Annotated in this window: 14 protein-coding genes and 3 pseudogenes; 11 read left to right on the top strand and 6 right to left on the bottom strand. The window is 68.3% G+C overall.

Annotation, left to right across the window (positions count from 1 at the left end; all coding sequences use genetic code 11):
• The first annotated feature begins 2 nt into the window (after nucleotides 1-2).
• The 4 genes from ACYUED_RS38790 to ACYUED_RS38775 all read left to right on the top strand — a co-directional run bounded on the left by ACYUED_RS38790 (nucleotide 3) and on the right by ACYUED_RS38775 (nucleotide 4,037).
• Nucleotides 3-1,448 carry a recombinase family protein gene (locus ACYUED_RS38790; protein WP_491289099.1) on the top strand — a complete coding sequence of 482 codons (1,446 nt, stop codon included), beginning with the start codon at nucleotides 3-5 and terminating at the stop codon, nucleotides 1,446-1,448.
• Nucleotides 1,449-2,011: 563 nt separating this feature from the next.
• The gene (locus tag ACYUED_RS38785) at nucleotides 2,012-3,196 is read left to right on the top strand and encodes a helix-turn-helix domain-containing protein (protein ID WP_491289098.1); all 1,185 of its coding nucleotides are present in this window, start codon (nucleotides 2,012-2,014) and stop codon (nucleotides 3,194-3,196) included.
• Nucleotides 3,197-3,394: 198 nt separating this feature from the next.
• On the top strand, nucleotides 3,395-3,589 hold the full coding sequence (locus tag ACYUED_RS38780) for a hypothetical protein (RefSeq protein WP_491289097.1): 195 nt from the start codon (nucleotides 3,395-3,397) through the stop codon (nucleotides 3,587-3,589).
• A 220-nt stretch (nucleotides 3,590-3,809) separates the two neighbouring features.
• The gene (locus tag ACYUED_RS38775) at nucleotides 3,810-4,037 is read left to right on the top strand and encodes a DUF7848 domain-containing protein (protein WP_491289096.1); all 228 of its coding nucleotides are present in this window, start codon (nucleotides 3,810-3,812) and stop codon (nucleotides 4,035-4,037) included.
• 441 nt (nucleotides 4,038-4,478) lie between these two features.
• Here the strand turns inward: ACYUED_RS38775 and ACYUED_RS38770 are convergent, their stop codons facing one another.
• The 3 genes and pseudogenes from ACYUED_RS38770 to ACYUED_RS38760 all read right to left on the bottom strand — a co-directional run.
• Nucleotides 4,479-6,308, bottom strand: a complete 1,830-nt coding sequence (locus tag ACYUED_RS38770; RefSeq protein ID WP_491289095.1) for a gamma-glutamyltransferase family protein — start codon at nucleotides 6,306-6,308, stop codon at nucleotides 4,479-4,481.
• 49 nt (nucleotides 6,309-6,357) lie between these two features.
• Nucleotides 6,358-7,137 (bottom strand): tyrosine-type recombinase/integrase, encoded by a 780-nt coding sequence (locus tag ACYUED_RS38765; protein ID WP_491289094.1) that lies wholly within the window; start codon nucleotides 7,135-7,137, stop codon nucleotides 6,358-6,360.
• Between the two features lie 86 nt (nucleotides 7,138-7,223).
• Nucleotides 7,224-7,490 (bottom strand): annotated as a pseudogene (locus ACYUED_RS38760) (transposase); the annotation flags it as partial.
• Between the two features lie 295 nt (nucleotides 7,491-7,785).
• Between ACYUED_RS38760 and ACYUED_RS38755 the strand changes: the two are divergent.
• Together ACYUED_RS38755 and ACYUED_RS38750 are read left to right on the top strand one after the other, a co-directional pair.
• A complete protein-coding gene (locus tag ACYUED_RS38755; protein ID WP_491289093.1) occupies nucleotides 7,786-8,913 on the top strand; it encodes a hypothetical protein in 1,128 nt (375 codons plus the stop codon).
• Between the two features lie 772 nt (nucleotides 8,914-9,685).
• Nucleotides 9,686-9,868: a hypothetical protein gene (locus ACYUED_RS38750; protein ID WP_491289092.1), complete on the top strand. Its 183-nt coding sequence runs from the start codon at nucleotides 9,686-9,688 to the stop codon at nucleotides 9,866-9,868.
• Nucleotides 9,869-9,946: 78 nt separating this feature from the next.
• Here ACYUED_RS38750 and ACYUED_RS38745 read toward each other — a convergent pair whose 3' ends face one another.
• Nucleotides 9,947-10,501 carry a hypothetical protein gene (locus tag ACYUED_RS38745; RefSeq protein ID WP_491289091.1) on the bottom strand — a complete coding sequence of 185 codons (555 nt, stop codon included), beginning with the start codon at nucleotides 10,499-10,501 and terminating at the stop codon, nucleotides 9,947-9,949.
• Nucleotides 10,502-10,527: 26 nt separating this feature from the next.
• A complete protein-coding gene (locus ACYUED_RS38740; RefSeq protein ID WP_491289090.1) occupies nucleotides 10,528-11,166 on the bottom strand; it encodes a hypothetical protein in 639 nt (212 codons plus the stop codon).
• A gap of 462 nt (nucleotides 11,167-11,628) precedes the next feature.
• Between ACYUED_RS38740 and ACYUED_RS38735 the strand changes: the two are divergent.
• Together ACYUED_RS38735 and ACYUED_RS38730 are read left to right on the top strand one after the other, a co-directional pair.
• Nucleotides 11,629-12,936: pseudogene (locus ACYUED_RS38735) on the top strand (ABC transporter ATP-binding protein); the annotation flags it as partial.
• A 51-nt stretch (nucleotides 12,937-12,987) separates the two neighbouring features.
• Nucleotides 12,988-13,847: pseudogene (locus ACYUED_RS38730) on the top strand (metal ABC transporter permease); the annotation flags it as partial.
• A 35-nt stretch (nucleotides 13,848-13,882) separates the two neighbouring features.
• Here ACYUED_RS38730 and ACYUED_RS38725 read toward each other — a convergent pair.
• Nucleotides 13,883-14,281 carry an ArsR/SmtB family transcription factor gene (locus tag ACYUED_RS38725; protein WP_491289089.1) on the bottom strand — a complete coding sequence of 133 codons (399 nt, stop codon included), beginning with the start codon at nucleotides 14,279-14,281 and terminating at the stop codon, nucleotides 13,883-13,885.
• A gap of 97 nt (nucleotides 14,282-14,378) precedes the next feature.
• Here ACYUED_RS38725 and ACYUED_RS38720 point away from each other — a divergent pair, with 97 nt between their 5' ends.
• From ACYUED_RS38720 to ACYUED_RS38710, 3 genes are all read left to right on the top strand, one after another.
• Nucleotides 14,379-16,355: a heavy metal translocating P-type ATPase gene (locus ACYUED_RS38720; RefSeq protein ID WP_491289088.1), complete on the top strand. Its 1,977-nt coding sequence runs from the start codon at nucleotides 14,379-14,381 to the stop codon at nucleotides 16,353-16,355.
• 227 nt (nucleotides 16,356-16,582) lie between these two features.
• Nucleotides 16,583-16,753 (top strand): 50S ribosomal protein L32, encoded by a 171-nt coding sequence (gene rpmF / locus ACYUED_RS38715; RefSeq protein WP_030069935.1) that lies wholly within the window; start codon nucleotides 16,583-16,585, stop codon nucleotides 16,751-16,753.
• A 2-nt stretch (nucleotides 16,754-16,755) separates the two neighbouring features.
• Nucleotides 16,756-17,928 carry a GTP-binding protein gene (locus ACYUED_RS38710; protein WP_491289087.1) on the top strand — a complete coding sequence of 391 codons (1,173 nt, stop codon included), beginning with the start codon at nucleotides 16,756-16,758 and terminating at the stop codon, nucleotides 17,926-17,928.
• Nucleotides 17,929-18,012 lie beyond the last annotated feature (84 nt).

Here is an 18,012-nt window from a genome sequence, read left to right as displayed (position 1 = left end):
GCATGTCGGACGCAGACTTGGCAGAAATCCGGCGCCTTATCGATCTCGGCTTACTCACCACAGAAGAAGCCAAGGAGAGGGAGCGTAAGGGCGTCCTCAAGCAGCGCGAGGACGTATTGGAAATGAGGGATCGCCTATTTCCAGGCCGTCAGGTCGTCTTCTACGAAGACAACAACCTGTCCGCCTTCAAGCGCACGGTAAAGCGTAAGAAGTTCGAGGAGATGGTCAACGATCTACAGGTGGGCGCCCTGGGCGGTGTACTCCTGATCGACATTGACCGACTCACACGTCAACCGCGCGACCTTGAGCGGGTAATCGACTGTTACGACAAGCCGAACAGCACCCTTGCATTCCACACCCTGTCAGGGCAGAACTTCGATCTGACTACAGCCGACGGCCGTTTCACCGCACGCATCATGGTCAATGTCGCGAACAAGTCCTCCGAAGACATGTCCCGACGCCTCAAACGCGAGATGGAACGCAAGGCCTACAACGGCGAGATGACAGGAGGGCACCGCCCCTTCGGATGGAACGAAGATCGCCAAACGCTGGACCCAAAAGAAGCCGCAGCACTCGACACCATGGCTGAGAAAATTCTTGCCGGAGATTCAGTCAGCACCGTAACTGACTGGCTAAAGGCGGAAGGGTTCGTTGGACGAACCGGAAAGCCGTATGTACGTTCAAGCGTGCTTCGCATCCTCACGAACCCGCGCAATGCAGGCATCAGGGTGTTTCGGGGGGAGCCGCTGAAGGATCCCGAAGGAAATTACGTAATGGGCCCCTGGAAGGCTTTGTGGTCCATTGATCGTTGGCGAGCCGTCACAACCAAGATCAACGGGCGCAAGGTGGCCAATCGAGCATCCACGGGACCACTCAACACGGTCCGAAGCCTCTTGTCGGGAATCCTGCGGTGCGGCGAGTGCGGAACGCGAATGGTCGCGGCAAATACAGCACGGAAGTACCCCAAGTACCGCTGCGCTAAGGATGCAGGCGGGTGCGGGAATATCACTATTTCACGCCCCCACGCAGAGTCCGCCGTCCGGGACCTCGTCGCGGAGGTTCTCGCGGAGTTGTCTTCCCGAAAAGAGACGGAGCAGGACACCCCAAAATGGGAGAAGGCAGCCGAACTTGCGGAACTTGAGGCAGAGTTCAAAGAACTTCAGAGACTGTGGAAAACGAACGAGATCAAGGCCACAACTTACGCCCTTACCCGAGAAAAGCTTGACGCTCAGCTCGACCAATTGCGAGGAGAGCGTGCCGTTGCTCTTGCCCGACCTCAAAAAGCACCGAGCCCCGATCTCATCAAGGGGGGTTGGGGAAACCTCTCGCTGGAACGTCAGCGGGGTGTAATCCAAACCGTCCTTTCGTCTGTACTTGTCGCCAAGGGTGGCAAACGGATCCCCGGAGGGGGAATCGATCACGAACGACTAACACCTGTCTTCAGGTAGAAATAGAGAAAGCCCCTCCTCTGAAGGAGGGGCTTTCTGCTATGTTCTGGTTCTCATTATTCCTTGCCCACTCCGTTCCCGTGGACTCTGCCCCGAGACTCACGGCCTCCAGCAGCTCAACCACCGACCCGGACCGGGACACCCCCACCGGCCACCCCAAGAGCCCGAGCCCCACGGCATCAGGCAGCCCGCCCCCAACCGTGAAGGGCCGAAGCCGGGTTCACCCCTCTTGACCCCTCTTGGGCCGGGGCCGACGGCCTACGAGGCTTTTAGGCAGCCACCATGGGGCGAGCCTCTAAGAACAGGGGGCCGATCGGGCTAATGCGGGCAGGCTCCAAGAGACTGCCCGATCCGCTGGCGAGCGTAAGGCCCCCTGTTCACTCGCCCCATGGCAGCTCCCGCCCAAAAGCCTCTACGGCCGGCGGCGTGCCCAAACCGCGCCACTGCCGCACTTCACACTCAGACAGCATCGGCCCCCGCCAAGGAGCGACGGGGGCCGATCGCAGTTCCCCGGCAACGGGCCAGGGGTACCGTTCTGGTGTCGATGCAGAACGGAGACCAGTATGCCCCCCGGCACTGACGAGCACACAGGCGCACGCATCGCGCACACGCGCAAAGTCCGCCGATTGACCCAGCGCGAGTTGGCCGACCTGTCGCACGTCTCATACAGCACCCTGACCAAGGTGGAGCAAGGTGCCTTGCCCGCGAGCCCCTCGGTGATCGGCGCATTCGCCCGAGCCCTGTCGGTGCCTGTTACCGAACTGACAGGACAGCCCTATCTTGAAGAGCTGCGGCAGGACCAACTAGACGGCCTGATCAACCCGATTCGCGAGGCTCTGAACATCTACGACCTCGGCCCCGACCCGGACGTGACCCCGCGCACGGTTGAGGAGTTGGAGGCGCACGCGGAGAAGCTGTGCGCCATGGTCCGCGCGACGAACATCAAGCAGGTTGCCGCCGACCTTCCCGAGCTGATTCACGAGGCCACGACGACGGCGCACACGGATCCGGCAGACCGTAACTGGCGGTTGCTCGCAAGCGCATACCGGACCGCGTACGACGTGACGACGAAGCTCGGATTCCCCGACTTGTGCACAGTGGCACTCGACCGCATGGATTGGGCGGCGCAGCGTGCCTCTGACCCCGTGCTAGGCGGGATGCGTCAGTACCTGCGAGCACTCGCCTACCTCCGGGCGAGCGACTACCGGACGGGTAAGCGACTGGTCCAGTTGGGCATGGCCACGCTGGAACAGGCGGAGCCGGGACAGGTGACTGACGCCGTCACCGGACAGCTCCACCTCGGGGCCGCCGTGCTGGCTGGGCGAGACAAGGACAAGGACGCCGCAGAAGGACACCTCAGCGAGGCTGAGCGCATCGCGGTGCGGACCGGCCCGGCTGAGAAGGTTCATTGGCTGTCCTTCGGCCCTACCAACGTCGGCGTGCACCGGGTCAGCGTGCTGGCCGAACTGGACCTGTACCCAGAAGCCGTGCACTCCGCGCAGGAGATCTCGATTCCGGAAGGGTGGCCGCCGTCCCGACTTGCCCACCACCACGCCGAGGTGGCACGAGCGGAGATGTGGACAGGCCGTACTGACTCGGCGTTCAAGAGCCTGATGAAGGCTCGCAAGCTGGCACCACAGCAGACGCGATATCACCCCACCGTGCGCGAGACATACGCCGGACTGGAAGCGGCCAAGCGCAGGATGCCGGACACCTTCAGCAACTACGGTTCATGGCTGGGCATGTGACGTAGCGTCAATCAATGGCCGGGGCTATCAGCGATGTCTGATAGTTCCGGCCTTCGCATGTCGGCACGATGCCAGGGTCAGGAGACCCCCGCGACCGTGCGACCAGTCCGGGGGCGTGGCCACCAACCACGTGGAGGTTGACGACATGCCTCATACAGCCAGAGTTCTCACGCTGCGCCAGCGATCGGAGGTCGGCGTATGACCATGACGGACACCGACGCCGGACAGTGGGAGTACACGACGTACGCGCCCAAGGGTGAAACGTGCCCCTCATGCCTGAAGCCGATCAAGAGCCTTGAGAGCTGCCGCCGGGGGATGCTCGCCCGCCGGGACTCCGCTCCGATGGTGGCCTACTGGCACTCGAACTGCGCCCCGAGGGAGGCAGGGCAGTGATCCCCATGGACCAGTACAAGAGCGCACGCGCGGAGGCGGAGCACACAGCGGCGCTATTGCGGGCAGCCCTGCAACGTGCCGGAATCCCCGAGCACGAAGCTGCACGAGTGCGTCCGCTGGTCACCAGCAGAGGACGCGCGTACGTGGAAATCGGAGCGCTTACGGTCGGCTCAGCAGTGAAGCTGCTGAACGCTCTTCCCCTGGCGCTGGAGACAGCGGGATGAACCGCGCCGTCCTCCGATTCGTGCACCACACGATCCGGCACGAGGCAGCACGGGGGGCGACTTTCGAGGCGTTCTGTGTGGCATCCGGCTGTGGGGAGGCTTCCGGCCCCCACGACGCCCAGGAGGGGGCGCAGGACTGGTGTTTGCGCCATACCCGCCGGACCGGACATGGCCTCTTCCGCCGCGTAGCGACCGACCACGCCCGCGTCACGCGGGACGAATGAACCGAGAGACCTCATGCGACAGTGCGCCGCCACAGCCGAAGTGCCACCCGCCCAACTCCTGTTAGCCATCCTCGCCGGACAGCACCAAGTCTCAGACCACGAACTTGTCGACGCCCCCTGGTCGGTCCGATGCGAACTTGCCCTCTGGCACGAGGGCGAGCACGCCGACTACGTATGGGAGTGGAGCGACAAGCCCACACAAGGACTGTGGGCACGTTGGTCTGCTGAGGGACCTATGCGGTTCGAGACCTTGACGTGGTGCGAGATCCCCGGCGGACCGGATGGCGACGCGTGCACGCTCTACCAGGATCATGCCCGCGACCACTCATGGAACGTGTTCGACGGCTTGGCGCATGCGATCGGCGGCCAGGTGCGTGCGATCAGTGGCTCGGCGCGCGCGGTCAGTGGCTCGGCGCGCGGTCAGTGGCCAGGGGCGCGCTGTCAGCGTCCGACCGCGTATCCCTGCATGCCCCGCGAGTTCGCGGCCGCCGACAGGACGCCGGTCTCCGGGTCCCTGGCGACCGCGCACAGCCGGCCTTCCGACCAGGCGTCGCCCACGGTCACCTCGTGGCCTCGGCGCCGCAGCTCCTCGACGACATCGGGGTCCATGCGGGCCTCGACGGTCACGCTCCCGGGCCGCATGCCGCGCGGGAAGAACGAACCCGGGAAGCTGTCGTTGTGCCAGTTCGGGGCATCGATCGCGCCCTGTAGGTCGAGGCCTCCGCGGACTTGTGCGCGCAGGGCGACGGCCAGGAAGAAGTGCAGCTGCCACTGGTCCTGCTGGTCCCCGCCGGGTGTGCCGAAGGCCATGACGGGGACTCCGCCGCGCAGGGCGAGGGAGGGCGTGAGGGTGGTGCGGGGCCGGCGGCCGGGCGTCAGCGAGTTCGGCAGGCCCTCCTCCAGCCAGGTCATCTGCAGGCGGGTGCCGAGCGGGAAGCCCAGTTCGGGCACGACCGGGTTGGACTGCAGCCAGCCGCCGCTGGGCGTGGCCGCGACCATGTTGCCCCAGCGGTCGACGACGTCCAGGTGGCAGGTGTCGCCGAGGGTGGCGCCGTCCGCGGCGACGGTCGGCTCACCGGCGCCCATCGGGCTGAAGCCGGGGCCGTCGGTGGAGACCACGCCCGCGCGTGCACTGAGTCGCGGGGTGCGTCCGCCGGGGCTGCCGGGGCGCAGTTCGTGCGAGGCCTTGTAGCCGACGAGTGCGCGCCGGGCAGCGTTGTAGTCCGCCGACAGCAGCTCGCCGAGCGGGACCTCGACGGCATCCCTGTACCCGGCGTCCCCGTGCCCGGCGTCCCTGTATCCGGCGTCTCCGTACCAGGCCTCCCGATCGGCCATGGCGAGCTTGCAGCCCTCGATCAGCAGGTGGACGTAGTCGGCGCCGCCGTATGTGGGCAGTTCGGGCGGGAGCAGGGCGAGCTGCTGGAGGAAGGCCGGGCCCTGGCTCCAGGGGCCGGCCTTGCACAGGGTCCAGCCGTTCCAGTCGTACGTCGCCGGCCTCTCGTAGGTCGCGGACCAACCGGCGAGGTCGGCGGCCGTGAGCGTGCCGGTGTGGCGCTCGCCGCTGGTGTCCGACGTCGGCCGCCGCGCCTGCGCCACCAGGGCCTCGGCGATGAACCCGCACCGCCAGACCCGCCGTGCGGCCTCGATCTGCGCGATGCGGTCCTCGGCTCCGGCGATCTCGGCGAGCAGTCGCTTCCAGGTGGCGGCGAGGGCGGGATTGCGCAGCAACTCGCCGGGGCGCGGAGCCTTCCCGCCCGGCAGATAGACCTCCGCGGACGAGGTCCACTCCGTCTCGAAGAGCTCCCGTACCGCCTCGACCGTCGCGCCGACGTTCTCCACGGGCGCGTGACCGTGCTCGGCATATCCGACGGCGTACTTGAGGACGTCGGCGAGGGGCTTGGTGCCGTGGTCGCGCAGCAGGAGCATCCAGGCGTCGAACGCGCCGGGCACGGCGGCGGCGAGCGGTCCGGTGCCGGGGACGAGGTCCAGGCCGAGCGCCCGGTAGTGGGCGACCGTGGCTCCGGCCGGCGCGGCTCCCTGGCCGCACAGCACCCGCACCTCGCCGCCCGCAGGGGCGAGCAGGATCGGCACCTCGCCGGCCGGGCCGTTGAGGTGCGGCTCGACGACGTGCAGCACGAACGCCCCCGCCACGGCCGCGTCGTACGCGTTGCCGCCGTCCTCCAGCACGGCCATCGCGGACTGCGAGGCCAGCCAGTGGGTGGAGGACACCATGCCGAAGGTGCCCTGGAGGGTGGGGCGGGTGGTGAACATGTGGGCTCTCACCTCGCTGTATACGCGCGTCGGCCGGTCGAATTTGCGCTCAGGATCGGTCCTGGGGAGAATTTGGGGAGTTCGGGCCGGAGCTCTCCTCCGCTCGCGCCCCCAGCAGGGTATCGATCGCCCTGCGCCCCTTCTTCCCGGCCTCTGGCATGAAGTGCGCGTAGTGGTCGAGGGTGATCGTCGGCGATGAATGCCCCAGCCACTTGGCGAGGGTGACAACCGACTCGCCCGCCTCCAGCACGAGGGATGCGTACGTGTGTCTCAGCACATGGAACCCGTCCTTCGGTGCGGCTTGCCACTGCCAAGGTTTCGCCCCCTTGGCACGTGGGGGGATGACGCCTGCCCTGGCCAGGGCAGGCTTCCAGATCTCGGTGTTCCACGTGTTGGCGGCGATCGCATTCCCGTACTTCGTTGTCAGTACGAGGCCGAACTTCTTGCGCTCCCTGTCCGATTCAGGGCCGCCCCAGGGAAGCTCGACCTTGTCGCCCGGGTATGCACTGGCATGCTTCATCAGCTCGTCGGCCACGGAACGCGGCATGTCTGCAACGCGCGTTTTCCCACCCTTTGGAAGCGTAAAGTACTTCCGGCCATTGAGTATCTGTACCTGACGTCGGACGTGGAGGACTCCGCGCGCGTAGTCGACGTCCTCCATACTCAGACCGAAGACTTCGCCCTGGCGCAGACCGCACCCAAGCCCAAGAATCACCGCTATACGGTGCCTCTGACTGATCTCATCACGCACCCTCCGAGCTAGCGCCTCAGGCCACGCCTCGCGACGCTCATCGGGCAGCTTCGGCCATCGGACCGACTTGGACCTCATCGGGTTCCGAGCAAGACGCTTGTCATCAACCGCTGTCTCCAGGACGCTCGACAGCGTTGTGAGGATGCTACGGGAGCACTGCGGGGAGCAGGGAAGAAGGTGCCGGCGCGGAGTTTGGGGATCGCGAGTTCCAGGTCGCCGGCCTGAGTGGTCAGGGTCCGTTCGCGGTGGCCGTTGCGGTAGGCGGTGCGGGTCTCGATGTGCTCGCCCCATGCGGCACCGATGTGCTGTGTCGCCTCGGCTTCTATCAGTTCTTGCAGGACTCGTTCGGCCGCGGTCCGGACGATCTCCAGTCCGTCCGCCGAGCGTAGTGACTCCAGAAGGCGGAGCAGGTCATCATGGGCCAGGGCCATCGTGCACCTCCCGGTCGGATTCACCGTTCCCCGCGGAGAGTTGCACGGTGGCCCGTCCTCGTTCAGGGCGCACGAGCGGTCCACCAGGGGCAATGCGGTGGCGAGCCGGGGGCGCACATCGGCCAGGAACAGCTACACCACCAGGCGGGACGCCACCCTTGTGCGCTGAGGAAGACCCGAGGAAACCGACAGCTTTGAGTGGATCCATCGTGAAATAGGATGTCCTTCATTGTGGCTGTCTGGCCGCACCCGACGCCGATTGCTGCCCGAGGGAGCTTGCCCAGTGCCACGACGAGTGACCGAAGATGAAGCCGTCCAGGCAATGCTTGACCGGGGAACGCGCCCGCTGGAACCCTTCCCCGGCACTCAACTCCCATGGAAATGCCGCTGCCTGACCTGCGGTGAGGTCAGTTCACCGCGCTACAACGACGTCGTCAACAAGGGGACCGGCGTCTGCGGCAAAACGTGCCGGTCACGCAAGATCGCGGCCAAACTCACCCGTGATGGGGCGACGGCTGCTGCTGTCATGCTCGATTGGGGCTGGGATCCACTGGAGGACTACCCGGGTGCCGGGAAACAGTGGGCCGCCAGGTGCGTCCACTGCGGCGTCATCAAGCCGAAGAAGCTGGCGCACGTCCAACGAGGCCACGGCGGCTGCACCAGTTGCGCCGGACGCGACATCACCGACGAAGCGGCGCGACAGCTGATGGCCAAAGCGGACCTGCAGCCACTCGTCGACTATCCCGGCTCATTGCAGCCCTGGTTGTGCCGTTGCCTGCGCTGCGGACACATCGGAACCCCCACCTACGCCAAGGTCCGCACCCGCGGCCACCAATGCTGGTCGTGCCGCTCGGAAAAGATCGCAGATGCCCTGCGGCTCGACGAGGAACAAGCCATCGCCAGCATGCTCGAGAAGGCACTCGACCCGCTCGTGGCCTATCCCGGCAGCACGGAACTCCCCTGGAAAGCCCGCTGCATGACCTGCGAAACGGTCCTCGACCCCGGGCCGACGCTGCACAACATCCGTGGCACGCAAGGCGGCTGCCCCACCTGCGCCGAGCGCGGCATCAATCCCGCCAAACCCGGCTACCTCTACCTCGTCGTCCACAACACCCACCAAGCCCTGAAGTGGGGCATCGCCAACACCGAACAACGCCTGTCCCAGCACCTCTCCCAGGGCTGGGAGCTGAACGCACGTTGGGACTTCGACCTCACCAGAGACGCATGGGCCTTCGAGCGCCAGGTGAAAGCCTGGGTCCGAGGCCAAGGGATCCCGAGAGCATTGAAAGCCGACGAGATGAAATACCGAGGCCATACAGAGACCGCCTTCCTCTCCGATATCAGCCTTCAACTCGTCCAGAAATACATCGAGTCCTTGATAGGCCGCAGCCCAGACGTGCCGCCAAAGACGTATCTCACTTAACGGCGCCATCCCGCTGCGCCCGTACGCCATGCCCTGTAAGCCCTCCCGGATGGCGTGCCGATGGGTAGCCGCCGACCACCTCCATCAGATATCGAGCCCGCTCGGACGAGCCCGCCGCATCCCGGCCCGTTGGTAACCCGCCCCTGCGGAAATCCTCGGACGAACCGGTGCGGCGGCCGACCATGCCGCACTCGCCACCGAGCCGCGGCGGCAGCCGGGGCATATGGATGCCCGGCACATGGACTACGTCGCGCCAGGGGTCGGCAGCCTGCGGTTGCCCAGGGGTAGGACGCCCATCCCTGATCGAGGACCGGGTTGCGGGCGCCTTCGTGTCCGTTGAGGCATTCGTTGAGAGCCCAGGTGGAGCGCTGGGGGTCGGCCGCCCGTTTCAGGAGCAGAGAGCTGGGTGTGGTGTCGGTGAGGGTCACCAGGCGTTCGACTTCGTGGGCCGCGACGAACGTGGTCGGGATGTCGGCGGTGGACAGGTCGAGGTGGGGCAGGTTGGCGTTGGCGACGGGGAACGGTTCAAGGGTGACGATCAGTGCCTGGCGTGGACGGTCGGGGTCCGCACGGACGACACCTTGCGCCGCGGCCCTCGAAGAGATGGTCGCGCTCGCCGAGCTCCCGGCCGAGCGTCTACCCACGCTGATGGAGGAGTGGCACGCACACCGCGACGAACTGCGCGCCCGGGGAAGCTGCCCAGCCGGGGCGCACAGCCATCGATGGCCCCGGGCCGACCGGTCCGGACAGAAACCACGGAGAGGTTGCCCCCATGTCCGAGCCTGACCTGACCAACCTGCGGAATCGCGCCAAACGCGGCGACCACGCCGCAGTCGATGAGCTGATCGAACTCGCCACCGAACGCGGCGACTTGGCCAAACTGCGCCGCAACGGGCTCGCGCTCAGGACGAACCACCCTCCCGCTGAGCCTCCAGGCACCTCGCACCGCATCTGATCCGAATAGGCGACGGCTTGTTCAACGGCCGCACGCCCCCGGCCCCGCCCCCGCCCCCGCCCCCGCCCCCGCCCCCGATCAAGGGACGCCAGATGGCGACGGCGCCAATCTGGCGCACATATCGTCCTCATGGCATTGCACGAAAAACGCCGACCACCCGGCTGGAAGTTGCGATGTCCCCCGGGCGAAGACCGCCACCGTGTCGCCGCGCTCGTAGGTCAGCCCACCTTGGTCCACGACGGGAGAAGTCTCCAGCAGACGGGCGAGCGATGCTGGGTCGAAGCCGTACTCGTCACGCCACATGGTGACGATGTCGCCCGATGTGCACCTGGAGCACTCCTCGGTGAGGAAGTCCGTTGGACGGCCGCCGCCGAGCAGGCGGGCCAGCGCGGTGAAGTCGCCTGCGCAGGCCGCTCGATGAACCGGATCGACCACCTGATGCCACGCGGCGGCGGATCGCCGGCCGCCCACCCCGGTGAGGTTCGGCGGCGAGCACCGCGCTGCGCCGGCCGAATTGTGCGCCTGCTGCACACCTGACGGCCCGGCGGGCATTCCATCGTCGTCCCGCCATAGCAGCCACGCCGATGTCCCGGCGCCCGTCAGAAGGAGCAGCACCAACACCAGCCATCGCATGCGCCCTCGACCCTGGCTCCGACCGGTCAACACGACCCCTCTCGTGCGCCGCCCGGTGTAGTCAGCGCCGAGGGATCGATACGGCCGAGGGAGAAGTCGGCCCGCATGGCGTAGACACTGCGATAGACCGGCGTTCCCCCGGCAGGTGTCGGGACGAGCGCGCTCACCCGGAACGGCTCGCCGTGGTCATCGATCACGGCCCTCTTCTTCTGGCTGCCGAGCATGTAAGTGGCCACAAGCCGGAACGCCACGTAGCGCTGCCGCGTGACAGCCCGGATCACGAGTACCTGCTGCTCATTGTCCTGAAGGGTGATGGTGCGCTGGGTGAAGAACGCCGGGCCAAGCCCCTCCTGCGGGTTGCCGCCGTCCTCCGTACCGGCGTCGTTGCCGAACTTCAGGTCGTGGGCAACGGGAAAGGGGCGGTCCATATCGAACAGCATGTTCATCGTCGGCGCGCCGCCCTGCGACGGCACACACAGGAGACTGCCCGACAGCGGGGCCGATCGGGCCACGATCAGCGGACGGATGTCCTCGATGTCGATCTGCTGGTTACGGTGACCGGTCAGCGTCACCCGCACGGTGACGGTGTCCAGGTTGACCGCCCCGATCGACCGCAGCAGCCCGGTGAAATCCGCGGTGGTCGCCGAATTCGGACGCGCCAGCATCCGCACCTGCCCGGCGCTCGGCCGGAACTCCTCCTGTGTGACCGCGCTCCTGCCCTCATCATCAAGGCGTACCACGTCGACCCCGACGGAGAAGTCCGGACCCGACCTCAAACTGTCCTTGGTCGACAGGGGGTTGAGAAGCTGACCCGGCAACGCCAGGAGCACACCCGTGAGCAGCGTCCCGAGGACCCCCAAGACGATGGTCCCCACCCACACCCTGGATGACCTCACCGACCGGGCGAGAGCGCGCAGTTCTGTGGGCTGAGACCTGTTCCGCGCCCGCGGGAAGGCCGTGCGTATCTTTAAGCGTCTCCTCACTGCCACGCTGGCCATCGTAACGATCCAACACACCGGCCGGGTTCGACCTCCTCAAGGTCATGGACCAGGTCGGCCTCGCCGCCGCGCTGTTCGACGGGGACCCGCCTACATCACGGAGCGCGGACACTACGCCGCGACGAGCCCGTGGCCGAGATCCGGAACCTGCGCGTCGAGGTCGGCGGCAGGGCGATCGTCGACGGAGTGAGCCTCAAGGCCCTGCCCGGCAAGGTCACGGCCCTGGTCGGTGCCTCCGGCAGCGGCAAGACCACCACCGGCCTCGCCCTGCTCGGCGAGTACCCGCCCGGCGCCCACGTCACCGGCGACGTACGCCTGGCGGCCGATGGCTTGGTCGGCTACATCCCCCAGCATCCGGCCGCCGTCCTCAACCCCGCCCGCCGCATCTCCGCCCTCCTGACGGACATCGCCCGCGCCCAGGTACGCCACCTGCCCCTGCGCCGTCGCCGGGCAGCGGCCCGAGAACATGTCCTGCGCTCTCTCGCCGACGCCCAACTCCCGGACGTGGAGGCGCTGCTGCGCCGCTACCCGCACCAGCTCTCCGGTGGCCAGCAGCAGCGCGTCGTCCTCGCCCAGGCTCTGCTGCTGGGCGCCCGGGTCATCGTCGCCGACGAGCCCACCACCGGTCAGGACACCCTGACCAAGAGCCGCATCGTCGACCAGCTGGCGGCCGTCGCGGCACGTGGCATCGCCGTCGTCCTGCTCAGCCACGACCTGGACGTGGTACGGGCACTCGCTGACCAAGTCATCGTCATGCGTGCGGGCCGTGTCGTGGAATCAGGCCCGGCGCAACACCTGTGGCTCGCGCCCCAGCATGAATGGACCCGGGAACTGCTCTCCGAACAAACGGAATTCGCGGATCCGGGAACAGCGACCGGTTCCGGCCGGCTCGTCCTGCGGGTACGCGACCTGACCGCCCGCCATCGCAACAACACCCGCGGCACGACCGAGGTACTGCGCATCCCGGAACTCGACCTGCGCACGGGCGAATGTCTGGCCGTCGTGGGCCGCTCCGGCAGCGGCAAGACCACCCTCGCCCGCTGCCTGGCCGGACTCCACCGCGACCACGACGGAGAGATCCTCCTCGACGACACACCGCTGCCCCGCAGCCTGCGCCACCGCGGCCGTACACAGCTGGCGGCGTGCAGTACGTCTTCCAGGACGCGCGCCGCCTTCGACGAACACCGACCCGTCCTGCACCAGATCGCCCGCACCGCGATACGGCTGCGCGGCACCGAGACCTCCGCCGCGACGCAGGAGGCCCTGGCCACTCTGACCGGCCTCGGCCTCCCGGAGGAGCTGGTGCGCAGACGCCCCGGGCAGCTCTCCGGCGGCGAACTCCAGGGCGCGGCCCTCGCCCGCGCCCTGCTCGCCCGGCCCCGCGTCCTCATCTGCGACGAGATCACCTCCGGCCTCGACCCGATCACCCGCCGGGGCATCCTCGGCATCCTCACCACCCTGCTCCAGGACCGCGACGACCTGTCCCTCATCGGCATCTGGCACCAGATCTTCGCCTACGACCACTACGGCGAACTCCTCTCCCTGGTACGCAACTCCCTCATCGCCGGCGTCGCCCTCGGCCTGATCGGCGGTCTGGCCGGGGTCTTCGTCATCATGCGCGACCTGCCCTTCGCGGTGCACGGCATCAGCGAACTGTCCTTCGCGGGCGCGTCGGCCGCGCTGCTGCTGGGAATCAACGTCGTGGCGGGCTCGATCGTCGGCTCCCTCATGGCGGCCGGTGCCATCGGCGTGCTGGGCGCACGCGCCCGGGACCGCAACTCGGCGATCGGCATCCTCATGCCGTTCGGCCTCGGCCTCGGCGTGCTCTTCCTCGCCCTCTACAAGGGACGGGCAGCCAACAAATTCGGCCTGCTCACCGGCCAGATAGTCGCCGTCGACACCCCGCAGTGGCGTGGCTGCTCGGCACCTCTGCCGTAGTCCTGGTCGCCCTGGCGGTGATGTGGCGGCCGCTGGTCTTCGCCAGCGCCGACCCCGACGTCGCCGAAGCCCGCCGCGTGCCGGTGCGCGGGCTCTCCTTCGCCTTCATGATCGTGCTCGGCCTCGCGGTCGCCCTCTCGGTGCAGGTCGTCGGCGCCCTGCTGGTCCTCACCCTGGTGGTCACCCCGGCCGCGGCCGCCGCCCGCATCACCGCCTCGCCGGTGCTGCTGCCGCTGCTCAGCGTGGTCTTCGCCGTCGCCTCGATCGAGGGCGGCATCCTGCTCGCCCTGGGCAGCAGCATTCCCATCAGCCCCTACGTCACGACGATCTCCTTCACCATCTACGCCGCCTGCCGACTCGTCGGCGCTCACCGCACCCGACGACGGGGAGCCAGACGCCGTCCCCCAGCCCGCCTGAACGACGGTGCCCCGGCCGCAGGCCGCGGTCAGCTCGTGGCGCCGATCGCGGCCGTCTCCGCCTGGTCCGTGTCGGTGGCATCGGTCAGGCCGAGACGCAGGTGCTCGACGTGGTAGACGGCCTGGTCGAGGAGTTCGGCGACGTGGTCGTCGTACAGCGCGTAGATCACCGAACGGCCCTGGCGCCGCCCCACGACCAGGCCGAGGTTGCGCAGCAGCCGGAGCTGGTGGGAGCAGGCCGATTGTTCCATGCCCACCTCGGTGGCGAGTTCGGTGGCGGCGCAGGGGCCTTCCCGCAGGCGGGAGAGGATCAGCAGCCGGGAGGGGGTGGCCAGAGCCTGGAGGGTGGTGGCCACCCGTTCCGCGTTATCCGCGTCGAGTCGTGCGCGCGGCACGGTGTTCTTCGCAGGAACTGCTCCATGACCCATGGGGGCCATCATACAAGCAATACTTGAAGAGCTCTTCATATGTACCTGTATGGTGGGCTGGGTTGTTGCACCCGCCCTGCCGAAGGGTTCTTCTGTCATGTCCACCACCCTGATCGAGCGCCCTGCGCCCGCCGCGACCCCGCGCCCGGACACTGCCCCGCGGCGGCGGACCCGGGTGTTCGCGCTGCCCGAGGCCCGCTGGGCCGGAGCGGCCACGGCGCTGTTCCTGCTCACGCTGCCGCTCCAGCTCACCGGCGCGCCCGCCTGGGCATGGGGGCCGCTGTACGCGGTCGCCTACGCGGCCGGTGGCTGGGAGCCCGCACTGGCCGGACTTCGGGCGCTGCGCGAGAAGACCCTCGACGTCGACCTGTTGATGATCGTGGCCGCACTGGGGGCCGCAACCGTCGGGCAAGTGATGGACGGCGCGCTGCTGATCGTCATCTTCGCCACCTCGGGCGCCCTGGAGGCCCTGGCGACCGCGCGCACCGCCGACTCGGTGCGCGGCCTACTCGACCTCGCCCCGGCCACCGCGACCCGGCTGCGCGCCGACGGCACCGAGGAGACCGTGCCCACCGCCGACCTCGTCGTCGGTGACACCGTCCTGGTCCGGCCCGGGGAGCGGCTCGGCGCCGACGGCCGGGTTCTGGACGGGGCGAGTGAGGTTGACCAGGCCACCATCACCGGCGAACCGCTGCCTGTGGTGAAGGAATCCGGCGACGAGGCATTCGCCGGCACCCTCAACGGCACCGGCGCGCTCCGGATCAAGGTGGAGCGCGACGCCTCCGAGTCGGTCATCGCCCGGATCGTGCGGATGGTCGAGGAAGCCTCCGAAACCAAGGCCCCGACCCAGCTGTTCATCGAGAAGGTCGAGCAGCGCTACTCGATCGGCATGGTGGCGGCGACGCTCGCCGTGTTCGCGGTGCCGCTCGCGTTCGGCGCCGCGTTGACGGGTTCGCTGCTGCGGGCCATGACCTTCATGATCGTCGCTTCGCCGTGCGCAGTGGTGCTGGCGACCATGCCGCCGCTGCTGTCGGCGATCGCGAATGCCGGACGGCACGGTGTGCTGGTCAAGTCCGCCGTGGTGATGGAACGCCTCGGCCAGGTCGACGCGGTGGGGCTGGACAAGACCGGCACGCTCACCGAGGGCACCCCGCGCGTGACCGGCATCCGGCCGCTGCCCGCCTCCGGCGCGAACACGGAGGAGTTGCTGGTTCTTGCCGCGGCGGCCGAGCACCCCAGCGAGCACCCGCTGGCCCGGGCCGTCGTGGACGCCGCCCGCGAGCGTGGTCTCGCCCTGCCCGTCGCGGAGGACTTCACATCCACCCCTGGCGTCGGCGTCACCGCCACCGTCGACGGCCGCAAGATCGCGGTCGGCGCCCCCGCCCGGCTGCCGTCCGACGCCAAGGGCGCGCACACCGCCGTCGCCGACGAACTGGAGGATGGTGGAGGCACCGCGGTCCTGGTGGTGGCCGACGGCACGCCGGCCGGAGTCCTGGGCATCGCCGACCGGCTGCGCCCCGACGCCGCCGCCACCGTCACCTCTCTCACCGCGCTCACCGGCACCGCGCCGATCCTGCTCACCGGTGACAACCCGCGCGCCGCCGCCCGCCTGGCCGCCGAGGTGGGAATCGCCGACGTACGTGCCGGACTGCTCCCGCAGGACAAGGTGGTCGCGGTCAGGGAACTGGAGCAGTCCGGCCGGAAGGTGCTGGTCGTCGGCGACGGCGTCAATGACGCGCCCGCCCTGGCCGCTGCCCACACCGGCATCGCCATGGGCCGGGCCGGCTCCGACCTGGCGCTGGAGACCGCGGACGCGGTGGTCGTCCGCGACGAGCTGGCCACCGTCCCCGCAGTGGTGGCCCTCTCCCGGCGGGCCCGCCGCCTGGTGGTGCAGAACCTGGTCATCGCCGCCGTGTTCATCTCCGGCCTGGTCGTCTGGGACCTGGCTGCCACGCTTCCGCTGCCGCTCGGTGTCCTCGGTCACGAGGGCTCGACCGTCCTCGTCGGTCTCAACGGCCTGCGGCTGCTGCGTGAGGCAGCCTGGACCCGGGCCCGCGAGGAGGCCGAGCGCTGACCACTTGCGCCCCACAGCCCGCCGCACCCACGCGGTGTGGCGGGCTGTTGCCGTCCGGCTGCTTCGACGGGACTGGTCACGTGGAGGTCGTTACACCGCAACACGTGATCGGCGGTACCCAAGGACGCCTGCCGCCCGCCCCTCGAAGTCGCTGATCCCTACGGCCATTAGTAATGGGATTCATTTTCATGTAGTTTTCTCTGTGCTCACCCACCGAGGAGGATCACATGGCCGTTCCCAAGCGGAAGATGTCCCGCAGCAACACCCGCCACCGCCGCGCCCAGTGGAAGGCGGCCACGCCGACGCTCGTCCCGATCACTGTCGACGGCGTTCCGTACCTGGTGCCTCAGCGGCTGGTGAAGGCGTACGAGCGCGGGCTGCTGCGCCCCGAGGGCTGATCATGTCTTCCGACCGACTGCCCGTCACCGTCCTGTCCGGATTCCTCGGCGCGGGCAAGACCACCCTCCTCAACCATGTCCTCGGCAACCGCGAGGGACTGCGCGTCGCGGTCATCGTCAACGACATGAGCGAGGTCAACATCGACGCCGCCCTGGTGCGCGGCGGTGAGGCGGCCCTGTCGCGTACCGAGGAGCGCCTGGTCGAGATGACCAACGGCTGCATCTGCTGCACCCTGCGCGACGATCTGCTCGAGGAGGTCGACCGGCTGGCTCGCGAGGGACGCTTCGACTACCTGCTCATCGAGTCGTCCGGTATCTCCGAACCCATGCCGGTGGCCGCGACCTTCGCCTTCGCCCGCGACGACGGTGCCGCACTCGGCGAGATCGCCCGCCTGGACACCATGGTGACGGTCGTCGACGCCGCGGGCTTCCTGCCCGAGCTGACAAGCGGCGACGAACTCGCCGAACGCGGCCTGGACCAATATGAGGACGACGAACGCACCGTCAGCGACCTGCTGATGGACCAGATCGAGTTCGCCGACGTCATCGTCCTCAACAAGCTCGACCTCGTCGACGAGGAGGCGGCCGACCGGCTGCGGGCGACGCTCACCCGCCTCAACCCTGCCGCGCGCCTCGTGCCGGCCGTCCACGGTCGCGTGAAGGTCGGCGACGTACTGGGCACCAGGTTGTTCAACCTGGAACGCGCCCAACAGGCCCCGGGCTGGGTGAGGGAGCTCAACGGCGACCACGTCCCCGAGACGGTGGAGTACGGGATCTCCTCCACCGTCTTCCGCGCCGAGCGGCCCTTCCATCCCGGCCGACTGTGGACGTTCGTGACCGAGGAACTCGACAGCGGCTCATACGGGCAGATCCTGCGCTCCAAGGGGTTCTTCACCCTGGCCAGCCGCCCGCAGGTGACGGGACTGTGGTCACAGGCCGGCTCCGTCGCACGCTTCGAGCCCTCTGCCGCCCGCGACACGGACAGTCCCGACGGCCAGGAACTGGTCTTCATCGGCACGCACGTGCGCGCGGACGCACTGCACGCGGCGCTGACGGACTGCCTCATGGCCGACGGCGAGATCCTGCCGCCCATGGATCCGTTCCCCGCCTGGGACACCTACGGCATCGACGACACCTGCGAGCACGAGCACCCCGGAATCGTGGCAGGCGTCTGAGGACCCCGGGCCGGGCGGCGAACGCAGCCACGGCGCCGCCCGGCCCGGCACCGCACGGACACCGACCCGGGAGGCATCCCCCGC

The organism is Streptomyces sp. DF42 (assembly GCF_058267695.1).
This window is presented reverse-complemented; position numbering and strand designations above follow the sequence as displayed.